1 protein-coding gene is annotated in these 20477 nt (G+C 55.7%); it reads right to left on the bottom strand.

Going from position 1 to position 20477, the window contains the following annotated elements; genetic code table 11:
* Window positions 1-149 precede the first annotated feature (149 nt).
* A complete protein-coding gene (locus tag PSR62_RS13385) occupies window positions 150-20231 on the bottom strand; it encodes a hypothetical protein (RefSeq protein ID WP_274403511.1) in 20082 nt (6693 codons plus the stop codon).
* Window positions 20232-20477 lie beyond the last annotated feature (246 nt).

Here is a 20477-nt window from a genome sequence, read left to right as displayed (position 1 = left end):
GCCGGTTCATGTGCCGCGAAAACAAGTTTTCGACGGTTCAAAACGTATAGATCTAGCGGCCGCCAAGCTGATGCCCGCATGCCATCCCCCAGCAAAGATCGATCCCTTCCATGCACACAATCTCGTTCGCATTCCGTTGCCGTGCCACCTCAATAGATTGTCTGCAGGTCCTCATCACCACGCCGCGCGTGGGTTGTGTCGATGGACTGACCGAAGACCCAATCGGTACCTCGATCACCATCGGAATCATCCACGGCGCCGTCGGCAATCTTGGCAGCCAACAGATCCGTGACCAAGCTCGCCATTCGGTCGGCGGGTGTCAGTGACGAGTTGGACCAATCCGCCAGCAATCGATCCGCAGAAATTTCGTCGATGGCATCAGCGATCAACAAGTCATCCTCAAAGCCTCCGTCAATCCGGTCGGCACCCAATCCACCGATGACCACGTCATTGCCTGACTGACCGTGAAGTCGATCGTCGCCGACTCCACCATCGAGGAAGTCGTTGCCGGCACCACCTCGAAGCTCATCGTCGCCGGCTCCGCCGTGCAACCGAACCGGAATGGTCAAAGTCCGATCGGCGGAGACATCGTCATTCCCATCGCCACCGTAGACCTCAACACGACTGATGTCAGAGAAAACCTCTCGCGTCCAAGTGCTCCGTCCAACTCGGGTTCGAATTTCGACCGAGTTGGGTTCGCGGCGGACGTCCTTCAAGCGAATGTCATTGTCCCCGGCGGTTCCACCGACGATCAGAATGAACTGCCCGGGCGCGTTTGCGTCAGAGATCAACCGACTGCTCTGCACAGTCAACGCATGAGTTTCTGTTCCGGCGCCGTTTTCCGTGTCCACCGTTTTCACTTCCACGGTGTAGTCCCCCGCCACGTGCAAGGTGAATACAACCGCCTGACCAGCACCAGTCTGCACCAATTCTCCGGAAGAATCCTTGATCTCCCAGAGATAGCTCGCGACTGCACCATCCGGAAAGGACTCGAACGTCGCTGCGTAGGCGACGGGTTGGCCGGTGACAGCGATATCATCGCCATTGATGTGGACCGTCCGTTCGGTCGGTGTCGCAGGAGCATCGGGGTCGCCATTCCCCGGATCATTTTCGTTTCCATCCGAATCAACTTGCCAACCCACCGGTGCAGTCGCTCCCGCAGCTGCATCCAAGAACAACTGTTTGTTCACGGAGGTCATGTGATCGAATCGGAATGCTCCCAACTCCTCTTGTGGATCCAATCGCGGGTAGTTGCCACCATCGTTGCGGATCCAGTTGTTCCCCAAACCATCACTGAGCGTATCGAAACCGTTGCCACCCAGGATCGTGTCGTCGCCTTGTTCACCATCGATGTCGTCGGCACCGACCGCGCCCATCAACATGTCATTGTCATCGCCACCACGAATGTGATCGCCCTGCAGTGAGACGGTCACTCCATCCAGGCGGGATGATTCCAGAAAAGTACGCATCGAATCATCGATGAATTCCAGATGGTAATTCGAACGTCTCAGGGAGGTGAATGCAGCGGGATCGTCAACCGTGATCGCAGAAACCATCGAGGCATGATCTCCCAGAATGACGTCGCTGCCACCATCGCCTTGGAGCGTGTCTTGCCCCAAGGTCCATTGGCCGCCAATTTGAGCGTGACGCGATTCGGGAGCCATCGCATCGGTCGTCGAGGCGGCTTGAGCCTCGCGTCCGACGCTACGGTCAAAACTGGTCGCATGATTCAGCCGATCCAGATTGGCAATTTGGTCCAACATGGCTTCGACATGCTGGTCCAAGTCACGCAGTGCATCCTCATCGACGGGTGTGTCACGGAGCAGCGGCGAGACCAAAATGCCAAAGTCACCACCGATGAAATCGTTGTCGTGCCCACCTTTGATGGTGTCGTTGTCGATCGAACGATCCAACGTCGGAACGTAGGCGATCCGATCCAGCGACGGACGTCGCGTCAGTTCTTGTGCGACGTTGATCAATCGAGACTGATGACGTTGGTCGAGGTCGACCTGTTGCAATCGAAGTTGTTCGAACAGGTTCTGTTCCAGGGCTCGCAGTGAATCAGCGTCAAGTCCGACTGCACCTTGCGAATCAGGGAAGTCGCTGGCTGCGCCGGTGACAAAAGGAGCGATCATCAGTGCATCGCCGCCAACCATCGTGTCGCTTCCCGATTCACCAAGGAGACTGTCATTGCCGAAATTCAATTGATGGTGCTGGACGTAATGAACATCGTCGCCTGCAACGACGGGCAACGCCGGTCGCGTTGCTTCCGCGTCGTCGAGCAATTGATCAATCAAGTCGAGATGCCCGCGAGAGACCAATTGAATCGCATCGTCCGAAAGGGTCCGGTAAACATCCAGTCGCCGCAACAACTCCGCCGCGTTCTCGGCAACCGTTCCGGAACCAGGAATGGTTTGCGTCGAAGGCAGTTCCACCACCACATTGTCACCAATGATGGTGTCAGCACCGTCGCCACCATGCAGCGAATCGCTCGCAATGGAGATATCACGTTCAACCACCGGCTGAGCGTTGATCGAATGTTGAACCACACCACGATCCAAGGAGGCTGACTCCAGGGCATGCATGATGCCCGCGATGGTTGCTCGGACGCGTTCGATGGCTTCATCAACCGGTGCGATTCCGGACTGCAGGTCGCTGTTGACGATCCATTGGTCGCCCACTATCCAATCGTCGCCATTGCCTAGACCCGCGACATCGTCCCCGTTAATGGTGTCGTTTCCACTCAGCACATCAGTGTGACCGAGGAAATCAGGTGTGATCATCACAGACGCGGACAAACGCAAATTGTCCGTGGTCGAAATGCGATCGTCGTTTGCCAGATTGGAAAGCACAGCGTTGATGTCCGTCACACGGTCCCAGCGAGGACGTTCCGCCACCAAAGCACCGGGTTCCGCCACAAAATCAGGAACCATCAAATGCCCCAACCCTGGCAAGTCCAACTCGATCCCTGATAGCGAATCGTAGCCGGGCACCGCTGCGATCAAACGCGTGGCGTCGATCATTTGGGGCAGGTCGGTTTCGTAGGGAGCGACATTGATACCGTGATCACCGATCAACAGGTCGTCGCCGATCCCACCACGAAGATTGTCATCGCCACGTTGCCCGAGAACGATGTCATTGCCATCGCCGCCGTCCACCATGTCATCGTCCGCATCGACGAGATCCAGCAGCAACGCGACCGTCTGGCTGATCCCGTCCGAATTCGTGTGCAATTGGCCCGACGGCAGGTGCATGCTGGCCAAGACAAATTGATCAGCATCCAACAACCGGTCGATCAAATCGGCCGGCGCGTTGATCAGACCGGTTGGCCCGAGCGGAATGATGTCGACCACCCGAGCAATTCGCTCGGTCACGATGTCACGATGCCAAACAAGGTCAGAGTTCAGTTGCGGTTTGCCATCCTCATCGACATCTCGCAAAATCTGTCCGGCATCCGCCAGAATGAAGTCGTGCCCACCATCACCATCGATGTTGTCACCACCCAAACCACCAATCAATTCGTCATCGCCTGCTCCGCCCTGAATCACGTCATTGCCACGTTGCCCAAGAATCACATCGATTCCGGCGTCGCCTGACAGATCGTCGTTGCCGCCAACCAGATCCAGATCGTCAAACGGCTGCAACTCACGCACGACAACGTGATCAAAGGGAGCCAAGTAAGTTGTCCAGGTACCAAGTTCGGTTCCGATCAACTCCCGAGTGATGATGCCATTGTCGCCGAGCAATGCGTCTTCGCCGTCGCCACCTTCGATGGTGTCGTTGCCGTCGCTTCCGAAGGGAACGTTGTGACCGCCGACGAGATCATCCTGTCCGGCGCCACCGCGAATGACATCACCGGACTGTCCGCCCCAGATGAAGTCGTCACCATCGTCACCATCAATCGTGTCATTCCCACCACCATCGGCCAGTTCGATGAAGCGGCTGATCACGTTGCGATCAGCGGGGCGTGTGAAGTCGACTTCACCGTGGTCACCCAAGATCACGTCGTGTTCTGAACCACCGTGAATCACATCGCCGTCGGCACCGCCAATCACGATGTCATTGCCACCTTGCCCCTGGATGGTATCCACTCCGCCAAAGGTGGGGTCCGTTGTGATCAAACGCTCGCGAATCCCGCTGGCATCGAACAGAATCTCTCCGTTGTCGCCAAAGATCACGTCCTGCGAATCACCACCTGTGATCGAGTCGGCACCGCTCCCTCCCAACAAGATATTCAGTGCGTCGCCGGCGGTGATCGTATCGTCCCCGCCGATGTCAGAGGTCTTCGTCGCGATGCGAACTCGAAGCCCCGTGAGGGCATCGAACGTCGCTGTTCCTTCGTCGCCGATGATGATATCCGGCAGGTTGTCACTGCCGGCGAGCAACTGATCGTTGCCTGCACCACCAAACAAGATCTTCTCACCGGCACCCGCGGTGATCCAGTCATCGCTGCCGAACGTTGGCTCTTTGGTGGAGACCTCGATCAGAATTGCAGAACCGGAGGCAACATCAAAATCGGCCAGACCACCGTCGCCAACGATGATGTCGTTGCCAGATTCACCCATACCAGCGACTTTGGATCGATCATAGTTGATGTAGTCCGTTTCGAAGCCACCAAAAATGATGTCGTTGTCATCGCCGCCCGAGATCAAATCTTTGCCACCAGCATCGGGTGATTTGGTCTGAACCAAATCAATCGCACTGGCAATCACCGTCCCCGTCGCATTGGCAGCGAGGGGAGTTCGTTCAATCACCCCCGTGTCGCCCAAAATGACATCGTCGCCGGCTTCCCCAAAGACGTCGTCATCTCCGGCACCGCCAAAGATCTGGTCCGCCCCCGCCCCACCGTTGATGGTGTCGACGTCGCCTTCCAAGTCATCGACCGTGATCAGTCGGGTTGGCCCGCGAACAATCCCATCGGTCTGATCTTCTGGGTAAGTCGAGATTCGGTACTCACTGGTCGCATCCAACGTCTCGGTGAAGTCCGGCGAGATTGACAGAGTGTTTTCGTCGTTTGCAGTGATCAATCGTGGTGTCTGCAAGAACCCGGTGCCGTTGTTGATATCCACCATCAATCCAACCAGCCCAATGTCGAATCCATCAGCCACGGGGAACGTCGCATTCACATCGACAAGATTTCCCGCCTCATCAAACCCACCAGTTGCATGACCTGAAATTGGCTGGGGTGCGTGCCCCAAACGAGTCACGATGGTGGATTGGCCATCCCCATCCGCTGCCGTGGAATAGTCCACCCGCCCGCGGTCACCGAACAAAATGTCGTCTCCTAAACCGCCAATCAAGGTGTCACGCCCCAGCCCACCAAACGCCACGACGCCAAGCGTCGAAGCCGACGCATCAACACGGTCGTGACCACCTTGAGCGTTGATCGCGATCGGACCGTCGGCCAGATCCGTGATCGTGTAAGTGTCTCCCGCGCTAGGAAGATCAATCCAGTCTCCTCGCAGATAGATGGTGTCTTCCGTGTTTCGAATGATGGTGTAGGAGTGGTCTTTTCCAGCTCCGCTGGTCATCGTCAATTCCATTCCGACCAGCCCATCGTCCACGCCAAACGGGGCTGAAGCATCCACCAAACTGGCAAGCGCCGTCTCCACTGCATTGCTGGCCGAAGAGACCGATCCCGTCACCACGTCGGTGACGCTCTCTGCATTCACATCGATACAGAACCGATCGCCTTCGCGGCCAGTTCCCGGCACGTGGTCGACATTTCCACCGCTACAGGACCAATCGTCTTCGAGGCCATGGTCCGGCCAGTAGACATCGTCCCCACCGTTGATGATGGTCCAGGTCTGGAACGTTTCATCCTCTGCGGTCGTCGGATCATCGGCGCGTTTGTGCGTGCCCGACACGTAAAAGTCATTGTTGCCGCGTCCCAAGTCGATCTGCAGCACCTCGAGATTCCCGTACTGAACCCCGCCGGGTTGCAGGCGTCCGCCCACGGTGACGTCGGGCCCCATGTTGAGTCCCCACAATCGCTCCGCCGTCAAATACCCGGTGCTGTCCGCGGGACTGTCTTCGTCGTGCACGAACATGTAGTCAACGGAAGTCTGCTCATTGACAAAGAAATTCAAACTCTCTGAAGTGATCGCAAACTTTTGGATCAGATCGTCTGACTGAAGGAAGAACGACTTGGCATCCGCTGCGATCGATGTCCAATCCGACTGCACTTCGATCGTGATCAATCCATCCGAATCAGCCACGGCCGAAGTGATCACAGCGGAGGAAAGAGCCTGACCATCCGCATCGCTCAATTCGATGGTCCGTCCGTGCAGATCGCCCACACTCCCAATCCCAAGCTGCAATTGCTCTTGCCGAGACAGTCGCAGGTCCACGCTGGATGTGACAACGGTCGCATCCACTGAGGTCAACGCGCCGCCGACACCAAATCGCTCGTTGAGCGTCACCACAACTTGGTCATCCTGCACCATCGCATCGGTGATCAGACGGAATTGTCCAACCACTGGATCGCGAGGACTCCCGACGGTTGCCGATGGGAAGACCTGCAACCAATCTGCGGTTGGGTTGGTGGCGACGACTTCAAACGTTTTGCCGATCAGCGTTTGAACGTTGCTCAAGTTCGATTCCAAACCGACAGAGAACAACGCTTCACTGGTTAAAGTCTTGAATGTCACCGTGTTGCCGATGATCGATTCGACTTCGCCAGTTTCCGCCTTCACGTTGGTTTCTTGAGGCAAGATTTCCGGGTTGCCCAAACCAGCCAACGATCCGTCACCACCAGCACCGTTGACGACCACAGGGCCCAGGATTCCGCTGAGCGTGTTCGGTCCTGGAGCGAACACTTTGGTGTCGCCACCGTCGACCTTCAAATCGTCGATGACTCGGACGCCAATCCGGACCGGCACGTCCCAGTTCGTTTCATCGAACATGACAATCAGGTTGTTGGCGTCATCAGGATCCACTCGGACTCGAGTAATATCCAACCCATCCAGGTTGTAAATCTGGACTTGACGAGCCTTCGTCACGACTCCGCCGGTGCGACTCGTCTTGGTGTCCTCCGGAGTGACCACGACTTCCACGACGCGACGACCAGCGGCAACATCATCCACCGGCGGTGATGTCAGCACCAACTCATAACGGTCCTCACCCCAGGTGAGCGCTTCATTGCCGAGGACCATTCGCTGCTCGGAATTTCCGGACACGACCAACGTCAATTCGCTCGTTTCGTCTGGAACGATCGCCCAGATCGTGTCCAAGGTGATCTGATTGCCTTCGTTGGCGACGATCGTGGCGGTTTGTCCCACGCCCGTTCCGTCACTCACAGTGACCGTTTCGCCCACCACGTCACTGGTTGGGATTTCAACCCCATCCAGCTCAAGCACCATGAAAGTCACGGCTCCCTCCACCACATCCGTCGAACCGCCGGTTTCTCGCACCAGAACGGTGGGCGCGTCAGCATCGCTGATTCGCACCAAGACGGGGTGGGTGAAGGCCGCGTCAAATCCCGGATTCACATAGGCATAAGTGATTGTCAGGTCACTGCCTGAAACCTTGGTGACTTCGTCTCCAGCGAAGAAGACAATTTTGTTGCTCACAACCGCGTAGACCGGTTTCGACGCCGTTCCCTGTGGATTGTCGTCGTCCTTCGACTGGAGTGTTTGCCCCTTGTACTGAACGCTGGTGATTCGCGTTGGACGTTCGCTCAAACCAACCCATTCCACCGCTGCGGTGTCGGGGATATCGAATTGGTCCACTTTCACCAACTCTTGATCCACGTCCCCGGAATCCAGTTCCAACTTGATCTGGCTGACATGGAATCCTTCGCGAATCTGGTCCACCAAACCGACGATCATCACTTCCTGAACATCATTCCAATTGCCGGGCGTGAAAGTCAAGGCATTGGAAGGGATCGGATTGCCGTCGGTGGTCTGCAAACTCAGTTGAACGTCGTCGTAGACCAACCGCATCGTCACATGGGCGGTGGGTTCACGAGTCAACTTCAAACGCAGCACGTCACGCTCGCCAAGTTGGTCGCCGTCACCGCCTTCGATCACGGCGGTCACCGTGTTCTCACCCAGAATGCCAATTGCGGATTCGGAGAGATCCAAGCCATGCGTTTCATCAACGACGATGCCGGCTTCGTCGTTGTCGTTGATTTCGACGCTGACACTGGAAACGGCCAAACCGTCAAAACGAGCGATTCGATACACGCTCTCTCCCGCAACGGGATCCGTCCGCCAATCGCCATTCAAAATCAATGTGTTTGAGTCGATCGCATCCAAGATCAATCGACGTTGGCCTGCGCCCGGACCGCCCACGATTTGCAGTGTCGCTCCGCGGAGTCCTTCTGCACCAAAATCGGCCGACGTGAAATCGGCATCGCTGTCAGCGAACGTTGTTCGCGTGTCCAACTCCGCAGGGAAGGCTGAATCAGTCGGCAATCCAACCGGCGACTCATCGAAGCCAGAGACCCGTCCGACCAATGAATCATCGATGCGGATTTGGTAGCGACTCTCCAATGCCGGCGGATCCGTCAGACTCCATCCACGGTCCAATGTGAATTGGACATCACCGCCCATGCCAGCCACCAAACTGGCATTCGAAACATCGATGTGGAACTGCAAATCGAATGAAACTCTGGACTTGAAATCATAGTAAGCGTCCAGGTTGTTGACGGCGTCCGACGGATTCAGACCGAGTTCCAAACGGCCGTCTGTGAGTGCCGATTGCAACTGCGACTGAGAGAGAGGAATCGAGGCTTGAACGAAACTGTATTGGCGACCGGAATAGTCGTCGAACAAGACCTCCAATGGCGATCCATCCAACGTCACTTCGATGGTCTCGGTGAAATAATCCAAATCAGCAACGAAGCGCAGGTTCAGCACACCACCGGTGGTCGGTGTCACCGATTCCCCACCGGTGGTCAATTGCAAAGCAAACGTTTTCGGATTCAGTCGATCAATCTCAACCGCACTGGACGCAAACGTGACGACTTGGTCGGCACCAGTGATGAATCGACTCTGTCCCACACCTGCCCCATCGATGATCGTGATCTGGCGCCCCAGGAAGTCTCTGGGCTGTTCGATGAATGGGTTCGTCGGATCGCTGGGATCATTCACCGTGAAGGTGGTGTTGCGTACCTCGGTCGGATGCCCCGTTTCAGTTGAGTCAGACAAAACAATCGCATACAGGCTGGATGAGTCCGGCAAATACGATCCGGCCAACCAAGACCGGTCGACAGTCAATTGCATCTTTCCGCCAACCAATCGAGCATCGGTGATCCGACGTGTCTGCGTGGTCAAAGCATCCGACGATGTGACCGTGATGGTTTCCCCAACAAATTCATAAAACGGCAGATTGGTCTCGATCGTAATGGTTGGGGAATCGCTGAGAGCAAGCGGAGTCCCCACGATCGTTGTCGCGGTGGACGACACGATGTGATTGATGACCGCCGACTGCTTGCCTTCGTAGGCAGCGTCGTCATAAGAGAACGTGTCCGACTCAGACAACTCATCGCGAGTGAACAATCGCCCGGTATCCAATTGAGCTTCATCATCCGCGAGAATGTCCACGCGTTGCGGGATGAACCAGTTCTCAGACGTGAACGTCAGCGTGACAGCCGATCCGTCCGCCTTCTTGGTGGAACCTGGCGCAACACTGCTGAGGCGGAATGCCAAGGCCCCCAGTTCACGCCGCGAGGTACTTGGAAGCGGGGCGAGAGCCTGGACCACGACATCAAAACCGCTCATCGGAGCCTGAGTCAGCACCACCTCATAGAAGTCCACCACGCTTGCATCCACGGAACCCGTTTCGCCCACAATCGTGGATCCATCCGACGTTCGAATGACCACAAAGGGTTCTTCGTTGTCTGCGACGTTGGATGAAACGCCGTGAAGTTTCAGGTCCTCGTAACGAAGGTCACTGCTGTACGCCATGTTGTTGGTGACAATGCCGCTGTGCCCCTTCAGATCGTTGCTGACGACCGGGGGTGTGTCGCCGGACAGGTTGAAGGTGTCATCACCCAGACCACCAAACAATTCCGTCAGAAACTTTTCGCTGGTGCTTTTGACGTAGAAGCGGTCGTTGCCTTCCGCCGCATCGACTCGCAACGATTCAATGTTGGTGAAGTCAATCGTCAATCCCGCACCGTAAACACCGTCTTCGGTGATCACAAAGTCGTCCCCGAATTCGGTCCCGATGACCGTCAGGGTGTCAAAACCATCGCCGCCGTCGATGTTGACTGGAGCGTTGACGGCATACTGAACCAAGTCGGCTCCCGCACCGCCGGTGATGTCCGTTCGGGCACGTTCCGGTTCCCGTGATCCTACCAACGCGAATGCGCGGACTTCAAAGCCGTCATCGCCCTCGTTTCCATTCAGGGTCAGAACAGCCAAATTGTGGAACACGACAAAGTGATCGTTACCTAACCCACCACTGATCGTCATCGGTTGGCTGATTCCGTTGGACAGGAACCCACGCGTGGTCTCGATCGTCGCAAACACGTCATCCACCGAAACGTTGGCATCCACTTCGGTGCGTTGCGAACGAAACAATTGCCCGACTTGAAATGCATCGTCACCATCGCCACCGTCGATCGTGACTTCCGCCGCCGTGTCATCGACTGCGAATTGATCGTCGCCCATTCCGCCCTGAACAAGGATCCGTTCGACACCTAGATAGTTGACTCGCTGGACCGAGGGGTTGTACCCGGGTTCATCCGACGAATGATCGGGATCCGTCAGAACGGCCACAAACGCGTTCGTCCCGCTGACACTCGCCCGCAACAAAAATTGATCCGAATCAATGGTTCCATTGGCATCAAACACGTCCACTCCCGACGTGCCTGTGTCCAAAATCGAAAGCAGCGAGTTCACTTTCCCACGAGCGAAATAGACCTTGAAGGTGTCATCGCCTTCCTGCCCATCGAGATGGTCGTTTCCATCGCGTGAGTAGACGAGATCGTCGCCGTCGCCGCCGAAGACTTGGTCACTGCCTTGGCCACCGTCCAACAAGTCGTCTTCAGAACCACCTTGCAGCGAGTCATTGTGATGCTGGCCGTACAGCGAATCGTCACCCGCTCCACCGTCCAAGGCGTCATTGCCCAGCCCACCGAACAAGACGTCTTCCCCAGCCTCACCATACAGGGCATCTCTTCCGGGGCCGCCTTCCAGTCGGTCATCTTTGGCACCGCCGACAATGATGTCGTGTCCGATGTTCCCCAATAGAAAATCGATTCCATCGTCGCCGTGCAGTGTGTCATTGCCCTGTCCGCCATCGATCAAGTCATCGCCATCGCCGCCATGCAAATCATCGTCGTCACGCCAGCCACGAATGACATCGATCCCGGGACCGCCATAGATCGTGTCTCTTCCGTCACCACCAAACAACCAATCCAAACCTCCAGTGACGCCAACTTTCAGATCACCCCAGATCGAATCATCGCCGAGACGTCCATCGATGGAATCATTTCCCAATCCACCGACCAGCTCATCCGGACCACTGCCGCCGAACATCACATCGTCGCCTTCTCCACCATCGAAGGACACCTGACGAGTCACTTCGGGACGAACGAAAAGCAGGTCATTTCCCGTGCCAGCGGAGGCTTCAATCAGAGAGACGCTGGACGCATGGAATCGTTCGGATTGCGAACCAAATCCAGAGACGACAATCTCATTGGTCCAGGGGTTGTAACCGACATAAATTGCTTCGTTCACATTGCCAGTTCGATACCCACGCGTCGCCGCATCGGATTCGCCCACATGCAGCCGCAAGGTTCCACCCGACAGGGTCGCCAAATTAGGCGACGCAAACGATTTACTCTCCAGTGGGATGTTGAATCCAATCGTGAAGATGTTCACACGAACATTGATGATCGTCACGAACAAAGCCTTGATTTTTATGAAGGCGTCCCCGCGGACTTCGATTCGAATGCTCTTGTCAAACGCATTCTCAGAATTCGCAAATGTCAGCAGACCGTTTTCATCCACGGCGGATTCGGTCAAGACATCGAATTCGCTGGCTCGGATTCGTCCATCCCCATTGGGGTCATGAAAATTGAGATCTTGTCCGGTATGAAATGACAACTCCACACCGACTTTGAGATTCCCGAGTCCGGTTCCAAATTTACGGAAGACGCCCACGCCAATCCCGCCAAGGATCCGTGATTGCGGAACATCGGTCAGTCCATAACTGGTCCCAACAGGCCCGCTTTCATTGCCACCAATGAGAGCCGGATTCAGATCCACACCGTCGGTGTCGTCGAAGTAGAAACCTTCGATGATCGCATCCGGGTTTCCTGAATCCCGATAAAGTTCCAGGCCCGTCGTATCAAACGCAACGCCGTAGTCCATGCGTGCTTCAAACGAGACCGACACAAACGGGGTGGGAGATCCGCTGCTCACAACGTCACAGATTCCGGAACTGGCAAACGCAGAACCAAACGGCACTTCACAGAAGAACGTTTTCTTGTCCAGCGGGAAATCTTGATAGAGCGTGAACTGCAGTTCAGGCGTGCTGTAGTTCAGAAGATGACTCTCCGCCGCCGACTTATCACCGAACGTTGTGTCACCGATCAACAACCCAAACGCTTCACTCAAGATGGGCAGCTCGATCGGGTCAAATCCCTTCAAAGTACTATCGATTGGGGAGAAGATCTCTCGAGTCACGCCGCCTAGCAAGTCAAAACCGTATCCAATTCCGCGACCTGGTAACGTCTGCGTCATCAGGAAGCTGGCCGCAGCCTGCTGAGCAGACGCAAGCGGATCGTTGAGGACCGCGTTGATCTGGCCCTTGATGGTTCCTGAGTAGTCTCCCACCGCGTTCTGCACACGAACATTGGGGTTTGCTGACGATGGGACCGTCTCTTCCGCCACGAACGACGAACTCACGGTCAACTCAGTCTCGGAAACTGAAGAAACAGTGTACGTTCCAACGTTGGTGCCACCATCGATTCGAATGGTTTGTCCAGCTTGAAATCCATCACGGATCCACGTCGACGCGTTGATCACCAATCGTGGAACGGAGATCGATGTCCCGACCAGATTGAATCCATCTCGCGAAATCTGAACCGTCGTCCCGGAGACAAGCCCTACCGTGTAACTGCCGTTGAAGACGGCATTGGCCCCGGTCAGATTTTGGATCGTGAGAGTGAATCCTTCTTCTACACCATAGGTCGACCAAGGCACGCTGCTAGTCAGTGTTGATCCAGTGACCGCAGAGTACCCCCAACTAACAGTCTGACCAGTCAACACAAGGTTTCGACGCTCGATCGAGTTTTCACTCATGGAGAAGGCGATCTCGGGGCTTCCGCTCAATCGAAACGGAGCGTCTCCGAAGTCACCTTTCAATCGCTCTGCGTTGTTGGACTCGTCGTAAATGGTCTCGACGGTGGCGTTCCGGTTCATCGCCTCCGCGACGACCACTTCAAAACGCCCCATGTCGATCCAATGCTGGCCCGTCAATTCACTGATCGCTGTCAGTGTTCTCTTTGAATCAGCGAGACCGATCCGGTCCAAGTATTTTGTGAATCCCGTGTGTGACGGTGTGCCGCCATCGACCAACTTTCGAATCACATCAGCGGCACCTGCGAAATCGCCCGCCTCACTTCGACCACCAAACACGCCAGGCGCCGACGCATAGGATGTGCTGCCGAACAAGGCAGACAAAATCGGCATCGCTTCACTCGTCAGGAAATCGATGACTCCGTCCATGGGCTCCAATGCGGCCCGAAAACGCGTCAAAGAGGGACCGAGAAAATCTCGCACGAAGCCAACCAATTCAAACTGAACGTCGTTGAAGGCAATCTCGTCGGGAGTTCCTTTGGTCAACAGCGAATCGGTCAGTCCCCAATCCCAATGGGTCACATCCAGTTGAGCTCGGAAGGGTGGGAATGCCGCCGTGCGTGGCAAATTGGTTTCCAACTGAAGCGAAATGTCGTTGAGAACGATCTCTTGCCCAACGCCAGTGCCCTCCGTCAGCGTGAGAAGTCCCGACAACGGAGCCGTTGTGAATCCGTTTCGAGGAGCGATGGGGAACGATGGCTCCGAATCCAAGTCGTTGACTGACAAACGTTGCTGGCTCGCAATCTCGTTGGGATCATGCAAATCGAAAACAAACGTGCCGGTGAACTCCGACTGGTCGGGGGTCGCATCCCAGATCCGATAGGGGAGCACACCCATTTGGGCATCAAAACCATGTCGCTGACTGGAGCGGATCCGAACACTGGCCGCACCACTCACATTGGAAACCGGGCCGCCTTCCAAAGACATGGTCCGACCAACAGCATCCATCGCCGAAATGATCCACGATCCATTGTTCACACCTGCATTGTCGACGCGGATCGTGTCACCGACACGAAAGCCATCCTCCAACCAACTGCCCGCACCACGCGAGATGGTGTGTTGAGTTGCACTGAAATCCACCGTGTTCGGCCCGGTCATGGAGACCGTCGACACCTGCACCTGAATCCCCGTCGTGGGGCCTTCTGGGACAACACGATCCGATGTCATGTCGGAAGCATTCAGGGCCTCATCCGTGGCCGCGAGCGTCAGTTCAGTGCCCAACGCATTGATCGCTGTGATCACGAACCTGCCGTCGTTGTCAGCGGCGTTGGCGGTGCCTTCGACTTCGATGATTTGACCGACCTTGAATCCATCAATGATCCAACTGCCTTGGTCCCTCGAAATTTTGGGCTGGGTCGAATCGGTGTTGAAGAATGACAGCGAGGGTTCACCGGACAAACTCGCCACGTGACTGGGCAAGGATATGTCCAGACTGATTTCCACCTCGTTGTCAGAGGCGACGTCGAGGTAGACACCATCCAGAACACTCACGCCGACGATCAGCGGCATTTTGAAACCAAACTTCACATCCGCGAGGGCTTCGGTCGTCAGCCCCAAACCAGGCAACAACAAATCCAAATCGATCGGGAACGGCAGACTCTCCGGAGTCATTTCCAAATCCATTCGATACTCGACACCGGTCACCAATTCACGCCCACTGGCGGTCACAATGGTTTCCCGAGTCACCGCCACATCGTCGATGTTGACGAACGTGTCCGGATTGGAGGGCAGGGCACTGTCTTGCAGCCATCCAAACCCGCCCGGTCCAAACGCATCAAAGAGCGCCACGTGGACGGAGTCCATCGTGATTCCCGAGGTCGGAAGCAAATCAAGGTTCGCGTAAACCGACTCACCGATTTGGTCAAGGAAGTTCGCTGCATCCGCCAATTGCTTGCCCACCAGCGGCAAGTCTTGCCCTAACAACGCCGTCTCAAACACGTCGTCCAATCCGCGGAACAACCGCTGGACACCAAGCTTGAACCCTTCCATCGAATCGGTCAGCGAAAAGTTCTGAGTCAGCGTTTCAAAGGTCGGCCATTCGCCTGGATTCCCGGACATGTTCGTCGTCAGGGTCGAACTTCGGCTCGGATTGGCAGCAGCGATGTCGTTTAGATTGGTGACCTCGACCGTGATGTTGGGAGTCAAATGAGTAGGAGCGTCTTGCGGGATCACAGATTCCGGAAGCACGAGTTCGAAACTCGCTGTTGCTTCTCCCGAGACACCAATTGTCGTGGTGTTTGGCAGAGCGGCACCATCCAACGCCGTCGCTGCGTCGACATCGCTTTGCAACTTCACTTCATAGGTCGCGGAATCAGACGTGCCCACAACACCGTCCAGATTCAACGCAAATTGACCACCAATGACTCCGACCGCCATGCTTCCGAGCACGGCGGGGAAGTTCATGGACTCGGCCGATGACGCTTTGACATGGAACTCGGCTCGAGTTCCCTCATCAGCATCGGGATCCGAAACCAACACCGTTGCAGGGTCGTCCGAATCGGTCAAATCCATGCCGACCACCACATGCAACTCACCATCTGCGACCACATCCAACAGGCTGGTTCCGGATGAATCAACGATGGCAGCGACCTGCCGGAGCCCCAAAGACTGCAGATCATCGCCAGCCGCATTCAGATCGTCACCCAACGAAGTGAGGTTGAGAGTCAACGGGAGCGAGGGAGTGATTTCAGCGAGCAAGTAATGCAAATCAAACAGCAGCTGCGACGTTGCCTTTTCAAAACTCAAGGAAGTCGCCAACGTTCCGGCCAGCCCGTTCATTGTCTTCTGAGAGGTGTCATTCAGTGCCGCGTGCAGTTGCTGCAACGTTGAGATGGGCAAATCACGAACCTCTTCCAATCGCTTTTCGAAGTTCTCACCAAAACCCAACATCGAACCGACGGACTCTGGAAGACCAGGCAGGGACTTCCCGAGTTTCGACTGCGTTTGCAACTCGAAGAGATACTCACTCACCGAATCAAGAGTGCTCAGAAAGTCTTCCATGGTGACGGACGCCAACGATTCCAGCAGAGCACGAACACCGTCGTCACTGCTCATCGTCGGAGTCAACACTTCGTCGCCCGACTGGACGTCGAAAATGTTCCCGACGGTCACATCAAACGGAGTGTTCCCTGTCGCACCATCAATCACGACGCTGGGATCGGCCCCAACCTGCAACGACAAATCAAACGCAGACGACGACAAGACTTCGCCATCCTTGAGCAGCATTGTGAACGGATCTTCCAATCCTGCGTTCAAACGGTCCAGCGTCTTCTCACGAAGAGTGAGTTCGGTTTGGAACGCCGCCGAATCGACGGTTGCCCCAGACACAACCACTTCCAATGGGCCGTAGATTCCCGTGCCCACACCCTGCGTGCCTTCGTCAAGTTCCATCGAAACTTGGATGTGCGGTTCTGACGTTTGGCTCAACTGCAATCGTCGGCTGGGCGTATCCCCATGCAGCGGAGCCCCACCGACCGTCCGCTCGGAACCATCAACGCGTTGGTCATTGGTCAGACCAAGGCCAAACGCCGCGGCCGATCGATTCGCCGCGTTGACGAACAACCCATTGTTGACTTGAAAGATCGACGTCGCATCCGGCTGGACGTCCCATTTTTCGGTCAGTGTCAGCGCATCATTGGTGTTGGACTGGATCGTGCGTGTTTGCCCTTCGCCCGCCCCACCCGTGATCGTGACTGTTCGGAACGACAGCGTTTGACCGGTGAACATGCCTGTCGCGTGAAGCTGATCTTCGGTCGAGTTCGTTTCGGCGTTTCCCGTGATCTCACTTCCGATCGTGGTTTGATCCACGATTTCAATTCCAGTGCCGACCAATCGAACGTCGAATTTCCAACTGGCGCCGGCGTTGTCGGGATCGGGCAGTGTCAGTCCCGCGGTCTCAGCCGCGTCGGTGATCCTGCTCACCAAGTCACCGAGTGTCCCCACCGTTTTTTCAAACAGCATGGCATCCTTGCCGTCCACTTCGATCGAAACGGATGTTCCGAAGACCAAAGCATCTGCGACCCGCCCACTCACTGCAAAGGACGATGCGCCGGTTGTCTTATCCAGCAATCGCAGGCTTGACCGAGCAGCATCAATCGTTGCTGTGAACTGCTCGCTCGTCACGCCAGCGTCCAATGCCGATGCGTTGATCAGTTCGAACAACTCCGCCAATGTCCCCGCAACATTCCCGGTGGAATTCACCGTTTCAGCCAGATCCACTTCAAAACGGCTGCCATCGTTCAGGACGACACTCAGGTCGCTCCCGCTGCCGTCAACGATCCCAAAGTCGGAAAGGGAACGAATCCCAAGTCCCAGATCCAAGTCGACAGAAAATGTTGTGCCGTCGCCCACACGAATGTCCAAATCGGCAAGAAAACCATCGATATCCTGGCTGACCGACACGCCTCTTCCGCCATTGAGTTCCGCCAACGGAGTTGTCCGTTCCACGTCGCTTCCGACTTCCGTCAAAAGCAAATCAAATGGGAACTGCATTTGGACTCGAGCATTCGAGACGTCAATCGTTCCCGTTGACAGATCGATCTGTTTCAGTTTTCCCAGGTCGATCAACGACATGGCGTTTCCATTTTGATCTGCAATCGATTGATCGATCACGACTTCAAAAGAAAGCGTCGGGCCACCGCTCGCATCCGCATCGTACGCGAGTCCAGTCACAACGCCCGCCGTCAGATCATTCGCAAGTTTCGCAAACGATTGAATCGATGTAAAAGCGGGACCGTTGACCGGTGCAACGTCGATCACCCACTCATCGCTCGCGTCCCCGGTGACGTCTCGCTCGACCGCAGCCGCGTCCAAACCGAGGTTCCCGACCACCGCGTAGTCTTCACCCTCGGAATCCGTTTCAGCAGAGAACTCAAACTTGTTATCTCCTGACGTGAGGTCGGCAAGCGTCAGTCCTCGCTTCGGATCTTGAACCACGACCAACTTGCTTGAATCGTTGACGGCATGAACGATTAACTGAACCACCGCCCCCAGCGTCGTCGGATTCCCAAAGTCCAAATCGATGGGATACGTGTCGCCATTTCGAAGTTGCAAAACGAGGTCGGAATCGCCGTCCCCACTCGTTCCGAGCGGGTCCCCACCGTTGACCGCTAAAATCGAAGTCGCCGATGTGTGCTGCGGAAGTCGGGTGGGTTCAACAACCAAATTCTCGTAGACGCCTGACACATCGACCAAGTCCGCCACCGTGAGACTCTCGGTCAGCGGCACGACGTTCGAGTCGAGTGTTTTTGCCGCAAGCGTATCCAGAAAAACCGAAAACTGCTCGGCCATCTGCAGCAGAGTGGTCGCATCGGATTGGAAGAACGGCTCAAACTCCGAAGTCGTCAAATCTTCCGACAAGATGGGATCGGCTTCGCTGGAAAGATCGTCACTCCACTGAATGTGGACCGCTTCGGCCTCGGAGATTCCGTTGATCCCCGTCGCGACGGCATACAAACTGACGTCCAATTGAGCCGATGGATTCACATCATCTGTTAGCAAGTCCATTCGGTCGGAACTTTGCAATTCCAACGTCCGAATGACTCCATCGCTGGCCCCTCCGTTCCTCCCGTCCAACGACGACAGATCGCTCACATGAACCACTGCGTCAAAGTCAAACTGCAATGAGCTCGATGCGGATGCGGGCCCATGCTGTCCAACATCCAACCCCAATAAACCGGCGTTGAGTTCGAATTCAGCGTTGGTGTCGTGAACGGTTGCGTAGACGTGAATGTCATCGCTGAAGTCAACGAAGAAATACGCGGCAGGCGATCGATCCCAACCAATCGTCAGATCCCATGTGAAGCCCGTTGTCAGGTCGCCTGTTAGCTTCGACGCACCCAGGTTCTTGTCCAACGCCCCATCCAAGCTCAACAAAGAGTCTGGAAGCGCAAGCGATACATCCGAGTGAGTGAGAGTCGCGTTCATCTCCAATTCCAATGTCGCCCCTTCAGCTGTATTCACTGCATGGGCTTCGATGTCCCATGACAGCGATGCGTCGTCAAGCGAACTGGTTCCGGACAATGACTCCAGATAATGCAACAATCCCAAGATGTTGACTTCGGGAGAACCGGTCGAAAAATATCCTGCAACTGGATCCAAAACCTTCGCGCGGAGGATGTAACCGATCGGCAAGAAACTGCCAACCGATTGATCATCCAACACGACCTGGTTTTCAGCCAAACGATCCTGCGTGACCAGTTCATCACCGAGACTCGCGAGCTCCTGCAAACCGTCGATGATCACCGCGGTCGTGTTGGAGAGCGTCAGCGAGTTCGGTGTCAACACATAGGCATCGGCATTGGTGACTGTCGCGGTGCTTGCACCTCCATCGGCACCGATCGTCGCTGTGTTGCCTGACAGGCTGGTCGTCCACGACGATGTCAACTGAGTCAAATCAATGGCACCACCGGTGTCATTCACCGCGACGGTTCCAAAGTGATCTTGCAAGACATAACCATCCGATCCGGCCTCGCCAAAGAGTTGGATCGGATGCCCCGAAAGATTTCCCACGGTGAACTGGTTGTTTTGCGTTCCACCACGAACTTCCACCCCTGAGATGGAACCAACCTCCACGACAACTTCCTTCATGTCGCCACTTGTATCGGTCAGCCCAGCATCGGATTCACTGACATCAAAATTGCTCGTGATTTGAAACGAATCGGTCCCCGCTGAATCGATTACCTGAATCTGATATTGGTTGGATTCAGCGTCATCTCCCGTCACAACCAACGTGTTTCCAGACAGTGCAACATCACCGGCAAGCAATCGGCGGTCTTCCAAGGATTCCAAGCGAGCCCGGCGGCGTCGGTTCAGGGCGCGTCGCGAACGGATGCTGCGTTCATTGCTGCCGGCCCCCATCTTGGAAGCTCGGCTGGATCGTTGACGGAGTTGTTTCAGAAGGTGTTCGATATTCAATGCTGCTCTCCAAATCCATTCGGTTTGCCCCGAGCAATGCACGGGGGACGATCAAGCCAATCCATTGGCTTGAATCAAAACCGCTCTTTCTCAGCGATTCTCAACAAGACTAGATTTAGTGGCAGCGCCAGTCGGTTTCCACCCAGTTTCGCGCGTTTCACGCCAATTTGAGTCAAATTGACATCGACCTTTCACTGCGATGCCAAAGCCTGCTATGAGAAGACCTTACGACAACCTGATTCACCT

It is taken from the genome of Rhodopirellula sp. P2 (assembly GCF_028768465.1).
Classification (GTDB): domain Bacteria; phylum Planctomycetota; class Planctomycetia; order Pirellulales; family Pirellulaceae; genus Rhodopirellula.
Note: the sequence above shows the minus strand (reverse complement) of the source record. Positions and strands in the feature narration are given on the sequence as shown.